The following is a 15,533-nucleotide window of genomic DNA, read 5'->3' on the forward strand; positions in this document are numbered from 1 at the left end:
ATTTCGATGCTTCCGCCTTGTAGGCCTTCTTTGTTGCGGCCGGCTCTGCGGCACGGCTGCGCCGACGTGAACGTGCTTGGCGGCACGTTTTGTGAGGGAGGGAAAGAGGCGCGCGGCCCTCTCCCTGCAAGCCGCCGATGGCGGATTCCTCCGTCTGCCCGCTTCGCTCCGTGCAGACCGGGGAGATCCCTCCGCCCCCTTGCTCGCCGCTGCTCGCCACGATGCAGGGGGACAGGCGACCTGAACCCGTGCCCAAGCCGATCTGATGGCAGAGGCGGTGGGGCTGGACATTGCCCGTGGTGGACGTACGTGCCACACAAATCCTCATGCTCGCCTAACCGGCCGCAACGTATGGCAATCCGGGCAGTCCCGACGAAAGATGGAGTAGGTCTCGGCCATTCCCGTGTCCGAACCCAGAAAAGTTACTGGTTTCCTTACGGGCGCGATACAAAGGGCACAGGCTGGACTTGGCTGCCGGGGGCGGGGCTTGTCGACCGCTCGATCGAAAGTGAGAGACGAGGAGGAGAATCACCGACCTGCAGAGCGGCAAGGCGCTCGCCTACCTCCCTGTCAGTCACCGTTAGCCGATGGTTTAGACGAAGATAGTCCGTCCATGTCGGCGTGCGGAATGTCTCGGTCCAAAGAGTCGAGTTCTGAAGATCGCGCTGGAGAGTCCAGTCCCGCGCACCGGCACGGCTCTGAACGCGCCGCCTTTCGCGCATGCAGCTCAGAAATTCCTCGATATTCTCCTCGGGTATCGAGTACTCCACCTTGATCACGATCGGGCCGCTCCTGGGCTTCAAATCGAGGGCCAGTTCTGGTGGCCTGAAGTCGAAGGCCCCTTGATCCGATTCCTCCCATAGCCGTACCGGCAATAGCTTTCCCACGGCTGCAACCAGCAACAGCGCCGCTGCAGCACCTTCCAAAGCCCACGTCAGGGAATAGTACTGCGCGACAGCACCCCAGATCCAGCTGCCCGCTGCCATGCCGCCGTAGGTCAGGGCGTAATAGATCGACAGGGTGCGACCAACGACCCACCTTGGGCTTGCCAACTGCACACACACGTCGGTTCCGGTCCAGGTGACAACCCAGCCTGCGCCAGCGATTGCAAGCGCGATCGCTGCTACAGCCACCGATGATGTGAGAGCCAGTAAAAGGCAACACGTTGCGCAAGCAACGGATGCGAGCGTGATCAATCGATTTTGGGACGTGATGCGTCGCAAGTAGCTATTGCCAATGCCCGCGATGAAGGCGCCTGTGCCGAAGCCGGCTAACAGGACGCCGTAAACAATTGGCCCCCCCGCCAGTTGGTCGCGAACCACGAGGGGGAGCAGAGCAAGGATCGAGATGCTTGACAGCCCGAACAGGGTTGCGCGCACGATCGCCACTCTGATCTCCGAGGAGATTGCCGTGAAGCGCATGCCATCATGAATGGCCGTCGTCATCCGCTCGCGCGGAAGAGGCGAAGAGCGAACTTGCCACTTGGAGCGCAGCACAGCGCTCAACGGGACCAGGTCGGTCAGCGCAGCGAAGGCGAAAGCCGTAAGGGGGCCCAGCAAAGCCAAAATTACACCGCCCAGCGCCGGTCCTATACTCCGAACCACGTTGTACCCCACCGACATCAGCGTCACTGCAGCGGGTATGTCGCGCTTTTCCAGGATGTCGCCGACCGAGGCGTGCCAGGCTGGATCATTCAAGGCAAAGCCGCATCCCGCCAAGAAACTCAGTCCCAAGATCAGCCATGGACTGACAAAGCCCAGTCCAACAGAGAGAGCCAGCGCCGTGGATGCCAGTGCGATCAGGCAATGTCCGGCAAGCATCACGCCGCGGCGGCTGAAGCTGTCTGCAATCGCTCCAGCAAGGATCGACAAGAAGAAGGCGGGCAGTGTCGATGCAGCCTGCACGAGCGCAACCATCAGATCGGAGGCTGAAATCGTTGCCATAAGCCAGCTTATAGCCACGCTCTGCACCAGCCAGCCAAGGCTGGATATCTGCGTGGCTGTCCAGATCGAACGAAAGACCGGATTCTGAAGAGGGATCAGTGTGTTTGCCGCAAAGGGCGGGGAATCTTGACGCCGCATGACTTCTCACCTCCACCACGTAGTTCTTTCGCTCACTCACTTGCTGACAGCGGTGCGCTTACGCACAGCTGCGTCACAACCAAGTTCCGATATCGCGCTCGCAACAAAGTAGATGTCGCATCCACGGTGCTGATGCGCGATGAGTGTGCCAGTTGGGCGTCAGCTGGTCTGGGTCGCGCAGCCCGATGGGGTGCGGTCTGCCCTGCGACTCTTCGCCTTGGACGGTGCTACCGCCCCGATGGCCGGGTTGTCAAACTGCCACGGTGCTAGCAGCGAATCCTCTGCCGATCGTCGGCCGCAGGATCGCGGTGGTGGCGGACGAGTATTCTGATCCGGAGAAAGGCAGCGGCGCGGTCAAGATCACGCCGGCGCACGACTTCAACGAATTTGGGTCGGCAGGCGCCATAAGTTGCCGGCGATCAATATTCTCACCGTAGAGGCGGCGGTCACCCTCACGGACAATGACGACTGTCTCGCCGGGCTGGAGGTGACGCCGTAGCGCCATGCGGTCCGGGACGAGCTCGACGGTCTGACGCTTACATCTCGCCGAACTGGTATCCAAGCAAGCATGAATTCCATAACCAGGTGCCGACGTGGAACTATCTCGTCGTCCACGCCCACGGACGCATCACTGTCCGGGATGATGAGCGCTATGTGCGCCGTAACGTGGCGAAGCTCACTCACATGCATGAAGCCTCGCAGCCTGCCCCGTGGAAGATGGGCGACGCGCCGAAGGACTTCATTGACACGATGGTGAAGGCGATCGTCGCCCTGGAAATCGAGATCACCAGCCTGGTTGGTAAATCAAAACTCAGCCAGAACAAAGAGGTGCGCGACATTCAGAACGCTGGTGAAATGCTGAATGCCCGAGGCGTCAATGGGATGGGAGAAGCGATGCTCGCGGTTGCGGCGGCCAAATCCCAATAGCAACTATCTTGTCCCGACAAGCCGCTGGTGCTGGATTTCCAACGGGTGACCTTGAGAGACAAATGCTTCGGCTCGCCGGAAACGCGACCAGCATCTGACCACCCGCTATGCGGCAGATGGACAAGAACTCAGGCCGCCATCGCCAGCCACATCCGCAATGCCGCCGGATCGATGGAAGCTGCTTACCCCGCCAGCCTCTCCGGTCATGCCGCTTGAGTCGTTAATACCTTGAACAGCAGCCTGGCGGTTAAACCGCCTTGCGTGTTCGGTATGGCGGCACAGCGGTTTGGAGGTCGGAGCCGACTGGCAGCGAACGCCACGCCCCACGGTAGCGATGCCTCGCAGCCAGGTTGGATGACCAAGCAGCGGCATGTGCGGCAGGCTTGCACCCGCTTCAGATGCGAGACGGGTCAAGACAATCATCCTGCACAACGCCACGCGGCGGTGAGCCGGTTTCGAAAAGGGCCGGCCCCGGCCGTTCATACAAGTGGAGTTGGGGGCGCGGGGCCGGATCAAGCCTATCGCGTTGGACCCGCCGGGACCGCGCGTACATCATCCCGGCAACGCCAGGCGCTCGCCTGGCGTCATGCGGGCTTCGGCTTGGCGCGCCGAATGTCTGGACCGGCATCGCGGAGCAATGGCGCACCAGTCTCCGACATGGTGCGTAGTCGCCATGCTGCCCCTGGCCAGATCGTAGATGACCTCGGCTTGTTCGCCATGGCGAGCCGAAGCACGTTGACGGCGTGCCGGGTGACGCGCCGTCCCAGACTATCATCCCAAAATCGGCGCGCGCCATCTCCCGGTCCTTGGCGGCGTGGATCCAGTATCCTCTAGCGCCTTCAGGAGACGGGACCCGGTAGGCAGCCCAGTCGCCCAGATCATTGCGGGGTTCCTTGGCCGCATGGAAGACCCCGACATGTTTGTAGCCGTAGCCCGCGAGCAGGCCCTGCGCCTCGGCATCGGCTCCAGACGCGTCGCCAATCAGCACGCCGTGCACGGCAACAACGATTGGGCGGATCCGAGCGATGGCAGGTTCCGGCAGCTCAAATATCTCGCGTGGAACCACCTATGAATATCATCGACATCATGACTTTCCCTTCTCTCCAGGGCTCCCTCGCTCTGACCGCCGTCTCCCTCTGGCCCTGCGTGAGGGGTCACCCGAACGCCGAGACGGCGAAGCCGGCTCGGGGAGCGGCGGGACGCCGCAACTAGAGCCCGGTCGGCGGCAGGCCGGCGCAGACCTGCCGCTTCCGGAGGCGCTACGCGCGCGGAGCTAGTGGCCTTTGTCGGCCAGCCAGAGGCTCACGTCCTGGATCGAGCCCATGAGCACCGACGGATTGTCCCGCGCGGGAATGAAGCCCCAGCTCTGCCAGTAGCGCTCTGCCTCGGCGTCGATCGCCCGCACCACCACCGCGCGGCCGCCGACGATGTCGGCGCCGGCGACGCAGCGATACAGCGCGTCCTTGACCAAGCCGCTACCGACGCCTTGTCCGGCATAGCGGTGGTCGACGGCGAGTTGTCCGATCAGCAGGCAGGGGATCGGATCGGGCGGGCGTCCGGTGCGGATGGCGCGCGGTGCGCTATTTGGCTGGATCACGCCCGGCGCGAGGCCGTAATACCCGACGACTGTTCCCTCGTCGTGAACGACCAGGACGCGGGTAAACCCGCGCGCCTGGTTCGTTCGCGCGAAGCCGGCCAGCCAAGCATGGAGCGCCGGCTTGCCGCAATCGAAGCTGTCGAGGCGGTGTGCGTGGTCGAGGAGTTCGATGCCTGAAAGCGCCACCTAGCGGTCCCAGGGCGGGGACCGACGCAGCCGCTCGGCCGCCTTCGCCCACTACGTTCCCTGGCGACGTCTCGTGGCGGATGGTCTCAGGATTTCTCGCCGCATCGGTTCTTCTCGGCTTCTCGCCCCAGTCGCCATTGCCGCAACCCAGAGCAAGGTGGCTTTGGTCAGCTCCGGCGGATCAATTACGGCTTAGGAGGCGCATTTGTTTTTGGCGGCCGGATGAGCGGGTCCACAAGCGAAGTCGCTGCCATGACTGTCGCCGGACGAGCCCCGGCTATCCCGAACCTGATGAACATCTGACGCGATGGCGACTTTCGGGCCGTCACGCCACAAAGGAGGAACGGCTATGAAGGCTGGGCGGCGGCACTTTCATTCTCAGGCGCCGCTCTATGCCACCTGTCGGCCAATGTGACATCGCCACTGCGGTCCTTCGAACAAGTCGATTCGATTCTGAATTTCGGCCTTTAGATGATTGTAGCGATTGAATCAGCGACAAGGGCTGGGCAATCGCGGTTGTGGTGACCGCGAGCCACTAAGCTTGTGCCGTACCCTTACAATGATTCATCAAGGCGTTTACCTCGGCAATCACGAGATCCGGCGTGATGTCGAACTTGCATCGGACTTTGACCGGACAATGCCGCACTTGGTCCAGACCACATCCGCGACATTCAATAACACTCATAAGCATGCTGACCAAGGGACCTCGAAACCCCCAAATCTCAGGTAGATGTGACGCCGTGAAAATGCCGATAGTAGGGCGGCCAAGCTGGGCAGCGACATGGCCGGTGCCTGAATTGTTCGAAACGACGAGCGCGGCCGAATTCACGAGACAATTGAATTCCAATTCTGACAAGTCGACAGCCGTCCGAATGTTCGCGGCTCCACGTTCCCTAGCTATCTTCGCAACCTCCTCAAGCGCTTCCAGGCATTCGCCACGGCCAACGAGGACCACCTCACCACGGGTCGAAAGAGCAGCGACAACTTTGCCAAAACTTTCAATCGGCCAATCTCGCAGGCTGGAATTGGAGAACGGAGCCACGACAATCGGGGCATTGCCTGTAGTCGAATTCTGTGGGTGACCCGCTCCGCTTTCGAAATAGGCAGCTGCCTTTGCGACCAGAAAGAGGAGGATTTCTGACACATGCTGGAGACGCACCTGCTTACGGTCAATGAACCAATCAAGCCATCTACGGGGGATTTTGTTAGCAAGCCCTATTTTTTGGACCAGCTTGTAGAAAATGGTTCTGCGCAGTTTCAGATTGAATGGCGCTATCGCAATATCGATCTGATGCATGCTGTACGGATCAACTATCGCCGCACGGTGCCTGGCGGGAACTTCAAGCAAGATCGGCCTTGTTTCTTCCGGAACACGCATATCAATGGCAAGATCAAACTCGCCGGTCAGCAGCGGCCTTATGTCCGCGGCTTCTTTGCGCGTTTTGACTTTTGGGTTGCGAGGAAAAAAGTCAAAAGCAACGTGATCGTCGGCGAGGTCGAACTGTTTTGCAGTAGCGATGTTCCAGCTTCCCACCACCAGCGTAATGTGGGCATGCGCAAAACGCTGACGAAGGTCCTTTAGAGGCCCTAGAGACATCCAAAAGTCGCCGACATGATCAAGCTTGAGGACCAAAATTCTCATCCTTGCGCTTGACTGTTCCGGCTCTTCCCAGCTGCGGTATATAATTTGATTGCCGTCGTGCTTTGTAAAATATGCCATTGCCATTCCGAAGATTATACGGTCAACACTGATAGCCCAGTGACGCGTGTGTAGGTTGGAGTGCTCCCCACTTTGTCCGCGTCTCCGCAAGAATTCTGCCATCAGATCCAAGCCGCGCTCCAGCAGGAGCTGTTGGGCGAAGTCTGCATCTCTAGCGATGGTAGCGCGCCAAGAAAGCCAGCTATGTCCCGACCCGCAATGTGAAGGGCTTCGTCACGGTCTCGCATGCAGTGAGTTCGGCAACGCCGAGTAGACGGTGATCGCCATGCCGCCGTCCCCAGATCTCGGAGCATAACGGCAGTGGCCTCGCTCTTTGGTCGATGCTGATCCTGAATGCGACCGTCGCCGCCGGCGACGACACCGCCGGCCGCATTGACCGTCTCGGGCACGCCCTGTCGCTGTGGTCCCGCATCACGGTGGCTAGCAAGGACCCGCCGCAGCCGCTTTTTTCTGCGCGTCCGGTCGTCCAAGGTGAAGTGGACGAATCAACCCTGTGATGAAGTCGACTGCCTGCCAGCGGTGAGGTGGCAGGCGGCATCGATGAACACCATTATTCGCCGAGCTTGGATAGCGGCACCTCTATCACGCTGAGAGCCTGTTATGCTGGTCCAGCGTTTGATCGCAGTCTTGATCCATGCGAGCAGCTTGTGAGGGATGCAATCGAACGAGGCGCTGCTCCCACAGCCGTCGCAGGCCCTCCATCAGAGCTTCACGCTTAGCCTGATCCGGCGCAATTGTATTGAGGAGATCTCCCAACACGGCTTCGCCCTCAATCCGCATCAGCAGATTAAACAAGTCGTGTGAAATTCGCACGCTGTCACTGCTCGAGTGGTTCGTATTGATCTCGCAGACAGTCTCCTGACGATCTTGCGCTGTGTACGCACGGTCTTGATGGAGGGACACATAGGGCGGCAATGAAACCGCAAGCGCAGTCCAATCCTGCAGCGTTGCAGCCCGCTTTTTTACCAGGAAGGGCCCGACCACAAGTCCATCCAGCTCTGTCGTCAGAAATGTGGCAATCGCGTCCGCAACCGAATCCACGATCGGTTCGGCATTGTTGTTGAAGGACGTATTGAGCAGAATTGGAGTGCCTGTGCGCTTCTTGAACGCATTGATGACTGCCCAGTAAGCGGGATTGGCGTTGCGCGATACTGTTTGCAGGCGAGCGGTACCGTCGACGTGCGTAATGGCGCCGAGCAAGGCGCGCTTTGAGTCACGCACGCGAACGACGAAATTCATGAATGGAAATTCGCGCTTGCCGTCCGGGAGGTCGAAAAATTCGCTCGCATCCTCCTCCAGCACAGATGGCGCGAAGGGCCGATAGCCTTCGCGCTTCTTGACCATCGCATTGATTCGGTCCTTGTTTGCGGCGGGCCGAGGGTCGGCAAGAATGCTGCGGTTGCCCAGCGCACGTGGCCCAAACTCCGAACGACCCTGCACCCAGCCGATCACGGCGCCGTTGGCGATCCAGTCGGCTGCACTGCTTGCCACGTCATCAGAGCGTTCAACCTCGAGATGTCCGGCCCATGCATTCAGTTCCTGTTGCACGGCGCGGTCGCTCCCGAGATCAGGACCCCAATAGACCTCCTGCAGTCGCTCACACGGCGCGGGGCGGCCCATCTCGTTAGAGACTATCAGCGCAGCTCCCAATGCGCAGCCAGCGTCGTGAGACGCGGGTTGCACGAAGATGTCTTCGAAAAGCCCTGAATACAGCAGCTTACCGTTCATCGTGCAGTTGTGGGCTACCCCTCCCGCCAGGCACAACCGCTTCATGCCAGTGGCCTCACGGTGATGCCGGAGAATGTGGAACACGATCCGCTCAAGCGCTTCCTGCAGTGACGCACTCACATCTCGATGCTGCTGGGTGAAGGGCATTCCCTTTCGCCTGACCTCGATGTTGCGGAGCAACGCCGGACCGATGCGGTCGAGGTGAACACGGTAGCCACCCCCGTTGGCGGAGAGCTCGTAGAACTGCTCGAAGAGCTCGCGATAGGGAGCGGGGTCGCCGTAGGGCGCGAGTCCCATTACCTTATACTCGTCGAACAAGCCGTAGCCGAGATAGCGGATCGTCTCGAGATAAAACAGCCCAAGAGAATTGTTCTCGGGGAAAGCCTCGACTTCCGTAATTTCTGTGCCAGACCCTACCGCCAAGAGGCCCGATAGGAAATCACCACAGCCATCAATCGCTAGAATGAGACTTTGTTCGAAGCCCGACATTGCAAAGGCGCTCACGGCGTGCGCCTGATGATGACTTACGAATGAAATACGCGAACTGTCCAACTTAGTGCCGAACTCACGCGTTAACAGATCCTGCACCAACGATTTAGCACTCAACGGAATGGAGAGAATGTCCGGGTGGGATGCGGAAATACCTTCAAGCATGGCATTGGCATAGGGCTCGCTTGCGTAGACCGCGACACGATCAATGTCGCTGAACTGAACCCCCGCCGCTGACAGACAGTATTGAATCGAACGAATTGGGAGCTTGTTGGAGTGTTTGATCCGATTGAGGCGTTCCTCTTCGACGGCGGCTATCACCTGTCCGTCTCGGACGAGCACCGCGGCGCCATCGTGCATAAAGGCGTTCGGAAGCTCGAATCGGTTTTCATGGACTTGGTCAAGTCCGCCGCTAATTCCTAGACACAGCATTTCTTTCTCCACATAGTGACGGGCAAGCCAAATTGGCCTGCCTCAGACCGTTTCCAACTAAATAGGCCGCGTTGTCGCTTGCAGCTGCAACCGCCTGTCAGGCATCACCGGCATCAAAGAACGCCTCATAAGGGTCCGCCTGAATCAACATGAGATGCTTCGATCGTGGCGCCTGCCGTTCCATGACGCCGAGAGCTTGGCTGGATCATCGAATCTTGAGCGGCTGCTGACTTGCATGCCGGCGATGCCGTTTTCATCTGCAGCACGAACTTGTGACGCGGGCTGCCTATATCCTTGCGAAGGGGCGGCTGTTGACGAATAATGCCGCGCCGTGAACTGGCCCGATTTCATTCCCCGAAAGACCGTCGCACAGGCGAGTGACATGTGCTGCACTGTCCGCCTGCTTCCCGGTCGCACATCCGATAACGCCTTCGCTTGTGCAGGAGGCCGCATCGCGTCATTCGTCGGCCAAACATGGCACCGACTGGAAGCCCGGCAATACCGCGTAGATGCGCTGATGTTGTATGGTAGCGCTGCCGGCCGGGTCTCCAATCCGCTGCCCAAACGAGCGGACTGCCTGCGGCAAAAAGCCCGCCACAAGCAGAATCGCGCTGGGCAGCTGGCTCGCCTGCAAGACTTCGCAGCTCAGGAACATTGGGGACGACTAGCGTCGAACCGCCGACATGATCGGCCAGTTGCAACTCACTTCTCGGCACGACCTCCACTGCACGTCAGGGCGCATGGAAGATTTTCTCCTTTGGATGGGTGACCGGTGCGGACGTGCTTTTGTCCATGCAAGATTTCCGAAGTGTTATGAAATCGTTTGTTTCGATCAAAGTCATCCACGCTATGAATAGCTGCCGGACATGCGCTTCAAAGGGGCTTCAGGCTTCCCGGATGGCTACTCCGATTCGAAGCGCGTGGCATTCCATGCGCTCTATGACAACATTTTTCAGCAAAGGGTATGAGAGCAAACCCACACTTCTTTTTCAGAAGTCGCTTCGAAGCAGCCGAGGCCTTGATGGGCTTCTTCACCAAGTTCGGCGATGGTGCCGCAGACATTCTTCCTCTTTCCGGGCTGAACAAGCGCAGAGTTCGCGCCTTGGCAGTGTATCTGGGCGCGCCGTCTGATCTTGTTGAAAAGATTCCGACCGCCGACCTGGAGAACCTCGTCCCGGTCTCACATACGATGAGATTGACGACTTCCTCGAAGGCCAAGAGATCAACGAAGCGGCGCACAGGCGCATACTTCATGCGCATTCCAGCACAGCCCATAAGCGAGCGCTTCCCGTCACAACGATTGCCATGACGGGTTCGATATTTAGGCATCGGCAATAGCGTCTCAACATACACGATCGATGGGCTTGCCGCAGTTAGGCAGCTAGCGGCCTGAATTACCGCTGGAGCGAAGCGCTGCTCTTTCAGCCCGCATGCGGTCATGAGGTTGACAGTGTCGGCACGTATCGCCGAGGCCGGCACGCGAACTCATTCTCCCTGAATGCCTGCTCTATCGATCTTCCGCAGCGTACCCACTTGACCGGTCGCTTCGACATTCCAGGCACCTGGATTGTAGCCGATCCTTGCCGCTCTCCTTCGGCCGGTCGCAATGCTAGACGTGCGGCCGTTACGCGATGCAGAGCTTGTTGTCAGATGCGTGATGCGAAATGTGAGATGCAGCTCCAGTTTTGGCGATGGCAGGCTCGCCGCATTGTTGATAATATGCGCACAAAACAGGCGCGCAAATGACATCGGATTCAGAGAAGGCCGAAGCGGTCGAGCAGTTGCTTGATACACCTGACCTTGCAACCGCACTGGAAAGCGAACAGTTCAAGAAATTCCTCGACCAGGTGCCGATCGCCATAGCCGTTTCGGACCTTGCCGGTGAAGAGCGCGTGGTCTACGCCAATCCGGAATTCGAGAAACTGTCAGGCCTGACAGCCGCCAGGCTCACCCAAGAAAACTGGGCGGCCCTTTTAGGCACAGGCCTCCATCAGCAAAAGGACAGGCCGCTAGCCGAGGCCGTGGTCGAAGGAACCGATTTGGTCGGCACCTTCAGGCTGGAACGCGGCGAGGACAAACCCGCGATCGTCGACGTTTATTCCAACGTGATCGAAGACGACAACGGCAAGGTGTGCTTCCGACTGGTGGCCCTGGTCGACGTATCCGCCCATGGCGAGGCGGGAGATGAGCGCTCGGCGGAGGAGCGTGTCAGCGAGAAGGACACGCTGCTGCGCGAACTGCAGCACCGGGTGAAGAACAACCTGCAGATGATCACCGCGCTGATCCGGCTGGAAAGCCGCAACGCGACCGAGGCCGACCGGAGACGGTTTGAGCGGCTCGCCGGTCGCGTCGACGCTCTGGCGATCCTCTACCAGACGCTAACGGCCGACGAGCCGAAGGAGGAGGTCGATCTTGGCGTCTATCTCAGCCAGATCGCGTCCGCGGTCATGAGCTCGCATGCGGTCGAGGGAATCCGGCTGGATATGAAGGTGGATACATATCCCGTGTCAATAAACGTCGCCATGCCGGCGGGACTGGTCGTAAACGAATTGCTGACCAATTCACTAAAGCATGCGTTCCGGGGCCGCGATGGCGGCACGATAACACTGCACAGCGTCGTCGATGGCGACGGCTGCCGAGTTATAGTGGCGGACGACGGAATCGGCCTGCCGGAAGGCGAGGTGTGGCCCAAACCAGGCAAGCTCGGAGCGCTGATCGCGCGATCGCTGACCGAGAACGCCAAGGCGCAGCTAGCCGTCGAGTCCAGCGCCAACAAAGGGACGAAGGTGACCATCGTTTTCAAGCGGTCGGCGGCAGCAAGCTGAACGGTTGCTGTCGACTAGCAGGCTGGCGGCTGGCTTCATGTCGCGGCTTTGAGCAGGTGGCTGCAAATAGGCTAGGTCGCCCTTCACGGCCTGCTTCACATGGTCGAGGTCTTCCATTATGCTCCAGGCTTGCTGCTTCTGACTTCGGCGGCCAGTCCATCCCCACCTAGCGGAAGGCACTCCCGCCTGATTGCGTTGCGGCTTGAGTCTTGACGGCGGGGGCACCTGACGCCTTCGCGCTCATCACGCGCGGGCCGGCAATTCAGCAGCGAGTCATCACTTGGCCAATCTTGCCGAGGACGAAGGTCTAACCTACAAATAAAATTGGTCCGACTGTTCGTGGCCGGAGGTAACCGCGAATTTGCGCTATCGGGACAGGAGAGCAGTGCTGTAGGCAAACCGCGATGCGTGCATTCGTTCGATTGGTTCTACGATTATCCTGACGCCTGGGGTGACCAGTTGCACCAGTATTTCCTACTACGCGCAATCTTTGCAGGGTCATGTGCAGATCATCGCGGCCCGCCAAGACATCGGAAAACTGATCGACGATCCTTCAACCCCTGAGATATTGCGGGCCCGAATGGCATCGGCGGCCGCCATATAATAGTTTGCGGCAAAGACGGCCGCGATCGAACGGCTGAGGACGCGCTCGCCAACAGATTGCGCGACAGACGATGGGGTGGATACCGCGGATACGACGCCTGGTTCGATGCTCCGATCAACAACGCGAAGCTCGCCGCGACTTCCGTCTACAGCGATTCGGTGCAAAGGCTTGGCGCGTTGGACAAAGCTCGCCGCGCCGAAGCGCGATGCATAGAAGCCGGGATAGTCGCCCGAACACAAGTCGAACAAGCGGAGTGGTCGACCGTTTCGTCCTCCCCGGGGACGAGCCGGTTGCTCTGGCCTGGGGCGACCTGATGGGTCTTGCGGAGCACCGTCTCCAGCATGGCGATCAGGTCTTCGGGAAGTATGGCCTCATTCTGCACAGACGGTTTTGCGTGGCTGTTACGGATGCCGGCGGGCACGGTGGCGATATGGCGGTCCTTTCGATCGAGCGGCTCGCCACGCTGCGTATAATTCCACGCCAGGGAGGAGAGACGGCGCTCGATCGTCGCCACAGAGTTTGGTTTCTTGTCTCCTGTAACCTTTCTGGATGCACAGGCCGTGATGTAGAGGCCGACGGTCTGCGGATCAGGCGGCAACACCTCGAGGTGCTGCCGGCGCGCCCAGGCGCAAAAAATCCGCTCTCGACCGAGCGGCGTCAGACCGGTATTCTTATGGATGTTCATCCGGTCCCCCTGGAGTCACTGAAGCTTCGACAATCTCAGCTTTCCCGGTTCGGACCGGATGGACAACCTACTGAAAGCTCACAACTAGCTACCAATGCGATCAGCTTTCGGGCTATCGGGCGCATCCAGGGAGGATGGGTATGTTCTTGGCTAACGGGCTCAAGCTGCGGGACCGCGGGTGCACGCTGGCACTGATGTTGGCGATCATATGTGTATGTGCGCCTGCACTGGCGGCAAACGCGTCGGATCAGGCGTGCCGGTCCATCGCCAAGCTCAAAATTCCAAGCGTGATCTTTACCGAGGCTAGCCTTCAAAAGCCGCAGGGGATCCCCGCAGATCCCTTCACTGCATTCACCGGCGCCTCGCCTCAGGCGGTAAAAGTGGGCGGGCACTGCCTTGTCCGAGGTGTTATCGGGAAACGCCAGGGGGTCGATGGTCAATCATATGGCACCCGGTTTGAGGTGCGTCTTCCGACGACCTGGAACGACATGTTCCTTTTCCAGGGCGGCGGCGCAGTTGATGGCTTCCTGGCGCCGGCCGTCGGGACCATTCCTTGCCGGAACTCGACCGCGGCTCCCGGGCTCTTGCGCGGCTACGCTGTTGTAAGCATGGATGGCGGGCACCCAAGCCCCGATCCGGCTTTCGGGGTCGATCAAGCCGCACGCATTGATTTTGCGTACGCCTCCATTGGCAAAGTCACTTCGGTCTCGAAGCAGGTGATTGCCAAGTTCTATGGGGCGGCTCCGAAAAAGTCGGTGTTCATGGGATGCTCGAATGGCGGTCGTGAGGCGTTGATAGCGGCTCAGCGATATCCGCTCGAGTTCGACGGCATTGTTGCAGGTAGCCCGGGTTTTCGTCTCAGTGCCGCCAACATTGCCGAAGCCTGGGATACTCGCCAGTACATGAGCATCGCTCCCAAGGATGAGGCCGGCCATCCCATTCTATCCCGCGCCTTCTCCCAGCAGGATCTGAACATCGTCGCCAAGGCGGTTCTCGCTGCCTGTGATGCCCGCGATGGCATTGAGGATGGCGTCATCAACGCCTGGCAGCAGTGCCGGTTCGACCCAAAGGTCCTGTCCTGCCAAGGCGATAAGACGGACAGCTGCCTCACGGCTGGTCAAGTGCAGGCCATGAGCCGCGCGTTCGCGGGTCCGGAAAGCTCCGATGGCCAAAAGCTTTACAGCGATTGGCCATATGATACGGGCGTTGCGGGCGCGGACTGGAGAATGTGGAAGCTGGGCAATTCCCCCACTTCCCAGTCGGATGCAAATAACATCGTTCTGGGAGCCCGCTCGCTTCAATACTACTTCATGACGCCCCCGGCGCCGAATTTTGACCCCCTTAAGTTCGACTTCGACAAGGATCCGGCACGCGTTGCGGATACGGCCAAGCTCAATGATGCGACCGGCACGTATCTCACCAGCTTCGCTGCCCACGGTGGAAAGCTGCTCTTGTTTCAGGGACTTTCCGATCCGGTCTTCTCAGCCAACGATCTGGTGCGCTGGTACAAGCAAGTCGTCGAGGTCACAAGCGGCGGCGATTTGGAAGCGACTCGCCGTTTCGTGCGCATGTTCATAATCCCGGGGATGACCCACTGCGGCGATGGCCAAGCCTTCGACGACTTTGATCCTTTGGCCGCCATCGAGGGCTGGATAAACCAAGACAAGGCTCCGGATTCTCTCGCGGCTGGCAGCAAGGCATTCCCCGGCAAGCACCAGCCGATCTGCGCTTATCCCACTCAAGCTGCCTATGGCGGTAAGGGAAATCCCGATGAGATCGCGAGCTATTCGTGTCGGGGATAAGAGACCTCGTCATTTGTTCGCTTCAATCTGCGCGCATTCCCGGAACAGGTCTCCCGGACCAAGGATCGGTTGGAAAAGCTAAACCCGGAATTTGTGGGCCGTGCCATAACGCAGTTGATGATCATGCCTGACTACGAAGCGTCGGCCGCCGATAGTCTGGACACAGCGCTCGCTGTGCTCGATGAGGTAATTGTTATCGCCTGAGATCTGACCGCATCATCCCAGCGGACAAAACGGGGGCATCAGAGCCCGGACGCCTTGGTGAGATTGACGCGGAAACGATCGCGCCGGCGCTGATACTTTCGCGTCATCTCGGCCGAGGCATGGCCGAGCTGTTTTTGCACATAGCGTTCATCGACCTCGGCCGACGAGGCGAGGCCGGCGCGCAGTGAGTGGCCGGCGAATTTCTTGGCCCGTTCGCCCTCCGACAGATCGCCGCGCACGCCGGCGGCGAGCG

General features: G+C 59.7%; 12 protein-coding genes and 3 pseudogenes. 9 read left to right on the top strand and 6 right to left on the bottom strand.

The annotated features are described in order from the left end of the window. Nucleotides 1-434: 434 nt before the first annotated feature. Entirely contained in the window at nt 435-2,081 is a 1,647-nt protein-coding gene (locus tag NKJ94_RS32580; RefSeq protein ID WP_352508099.1) for an MFS transporter, read from the bottom strand. A gap of 281 nt (nt 2,082-2,362) precedes the next feature. Here NKJ94_RS32580 and NKJ94_RS32585 point away from each other — a divergent pair. The 3 genes and pseudogenes from NKJ94_RS32585 to NKJ94_RS32595 all read left to right on the top strand — a co-directional run. Further along, nucleotides 2,363-2,565: pseudogene (locus NKJ94_RS32585) on the top strand (hypothetical protein); the annotation flags it as partial. A 101-nt stretch (nt 2,566-2,666) separates the two neighbouring features. Continuing rightward, nucleotides 2,667-3,008, top strand: coding sequence for an FMN-binding negative transcriptional regulator (locus NKJ94_RS32590; protein ID WP_352849561.1), 342 nt, complete (start codon nt 2,667-2,669; stop codon nt 3,006-3,008). 916 nt (nt 3,009-3,924) lie between these two features. After that, nucleotides 3,925-4,080 (top strand): hypothetical protein, encoded by a 156-nt coding sequence (locus tag NKJ94_RS32595; RefSeq protein ID WP_352531305.1) that lies wholly within the window; start codon nt 3,925-3,927, stop codon nt 4,078-4,080. Nucleotides 4,081-4,281: 201 nt separating this feature from the next. Here the strand turns inward: NKJ94_RS32595 and NKJ94_RS32600 are convergent, their stop codons facing one another. After that, the gene (locus NKJ94_RS32600; protein ID WP_352531307.1) at nt 4,282-4,791 is read right to left on the bottom strand and encodes a GNAT family N-acetyltransferase; all 510 of its coding nucleotides are present in this window, start codon (nt 4,789-4,791) and stop codon (nt 4,282-4,284) included. Nucleotides 4,792-5,326: 535 nt separating this feature from the next. Then, entirely contained in the window at nt 5,327-6,511 is a 1,185-nt protein-coding gene (locus tag NKJ94_RS32605) for a glycosyltransferase family 9 protein (protein ID WP_352453586.1), read from the bottom strand. 320 nt (nt 6,512-6,831) lie between these two features. On the opposite strand from NKJ94_RS32605, the gene NKJ94_RS32610 reads away from it, so the two are divergent. Then, entirely contained in the window at nt 6,832-7,008 is a 177-nt protein-coding gene (locus NKJ94_RS32610) for a hypothetical protein (RefSeq protein WP_352457364.1), read from the top strand. Between the two features lie 85 nt (nt 7,009-7,093). Here the strand turns inward: NKJ94_RS32610 and NKJ94_RS32615 are convergent, their stop codons facing one another. After that, nucleotides 7,094-9,160, bottom strand: coding sequence for a carbamoyltransferase family protein (locus tag NKJ94_RS32615; RefSeq protein ID WP_352531309.1), 2,067 nt, complete (start codon nt 9,158-9,160; stop codon nt 7,094-7,096). A gap of 1,006 nt (nt 9,161-10,166) precedes the next feature. Between NKJ94_RS32615 and nadE the strand changes: the two are divergent. From nadE to NKJ94_RS32635, 4 genes and pseudogenes are all read left to right on the top strand, one after another. After that, nucleotides 10,167-10,498 (top strand): annotated as a pseudogene (gene nadE / locus NKJ94_RS32620) (NAD(+) synthase); the annotation flags it as partial. Between the two features lie 404 nt (nt 10,499-10,902). Next, nucleotides 10,903-11,985 (top strand): sensor histidine kinase, encoded by a 1,083-nt coding sequence (locus tag NKJ94_RS32625; RefSeq protein WP_352531311.1) that lies wholly within the window; start codon nt 10,903-10,905, stop codon nt 11,983-11,985. Nucleotides 11,986-12,436: 451 nt separating this feature from the next. Continuing rightward, a complete protein-coding gene (locus NKJ94_RS32630; RefSeq protein ID WP_352453905.1) occupies nt 12,437-12,589 on the top strand; it encodes an aminopeptidase in 153 nt (50 codons plus the stop codon). Nucleotides 12,590-12,645: 56 nt separating this feature from the next. Beyond that, complete coding sequence (locus NKJ94_RS32635; protein WP_352453904.1) at nt 12,646-12,903, top strand: aminopeptidase; 258 nt, start codon at nt 12,646-12,648, stop codon at nt 12,901-12,903. A gap of 2 nt (nt 12,904-12,905) precedes the next feature. On the opposite strand, the pseudogene NKJ94_RS32640 reads toward NKJ94_RS32635, so the two are convergent. Further along, nucleotides 12,906-13,223, bottom strand: a pseudogene (locus NKJ94_RS32640) (integrase); the annotation flags it as partial. A 191-nt stretch (nt 13,224-13,414) separates the two neighbouring features. Between NKJ94_RS32640 and NKJ94_RS32645 the strand changes: the two are divergent. Continuing rightward, nucleotides 13,415-15,076, top strand: coding sequence for a tannase/feruloyl esterase family alpha/beta hydrolase (locus NKJ94_RS32645; RefSeq protein ID WP_352531313.1), 1,662 nt, complete (start codon nt 13,415-13,417; stop codon nt 15,074-15,076). Nucleotides 15,077-15,318: 242 nt separating this feature from the next. On the opposite strand, the gene NKJ94_RS32650 is transcribed toward NKJ94_RS32645, so the two are convergent. Then, a partial coding sequence (locus NKJ94_RS32650) for a tyrosine-type recombinase/integrase (protein WP_352531315.1) occupies nt 15,319-15,533 on the bottom strand: 215 nt, incomplete at its 5' end.

It is taken from the genome of Mesorhizobium sp. M0060 (genome assembly GCF_040323155.1).
GTDB lineage: Bacteria > Pseudomonadota > Alphaproteobacteria > Rhizobiales > Rhizobiaceae > Mesorhizobium.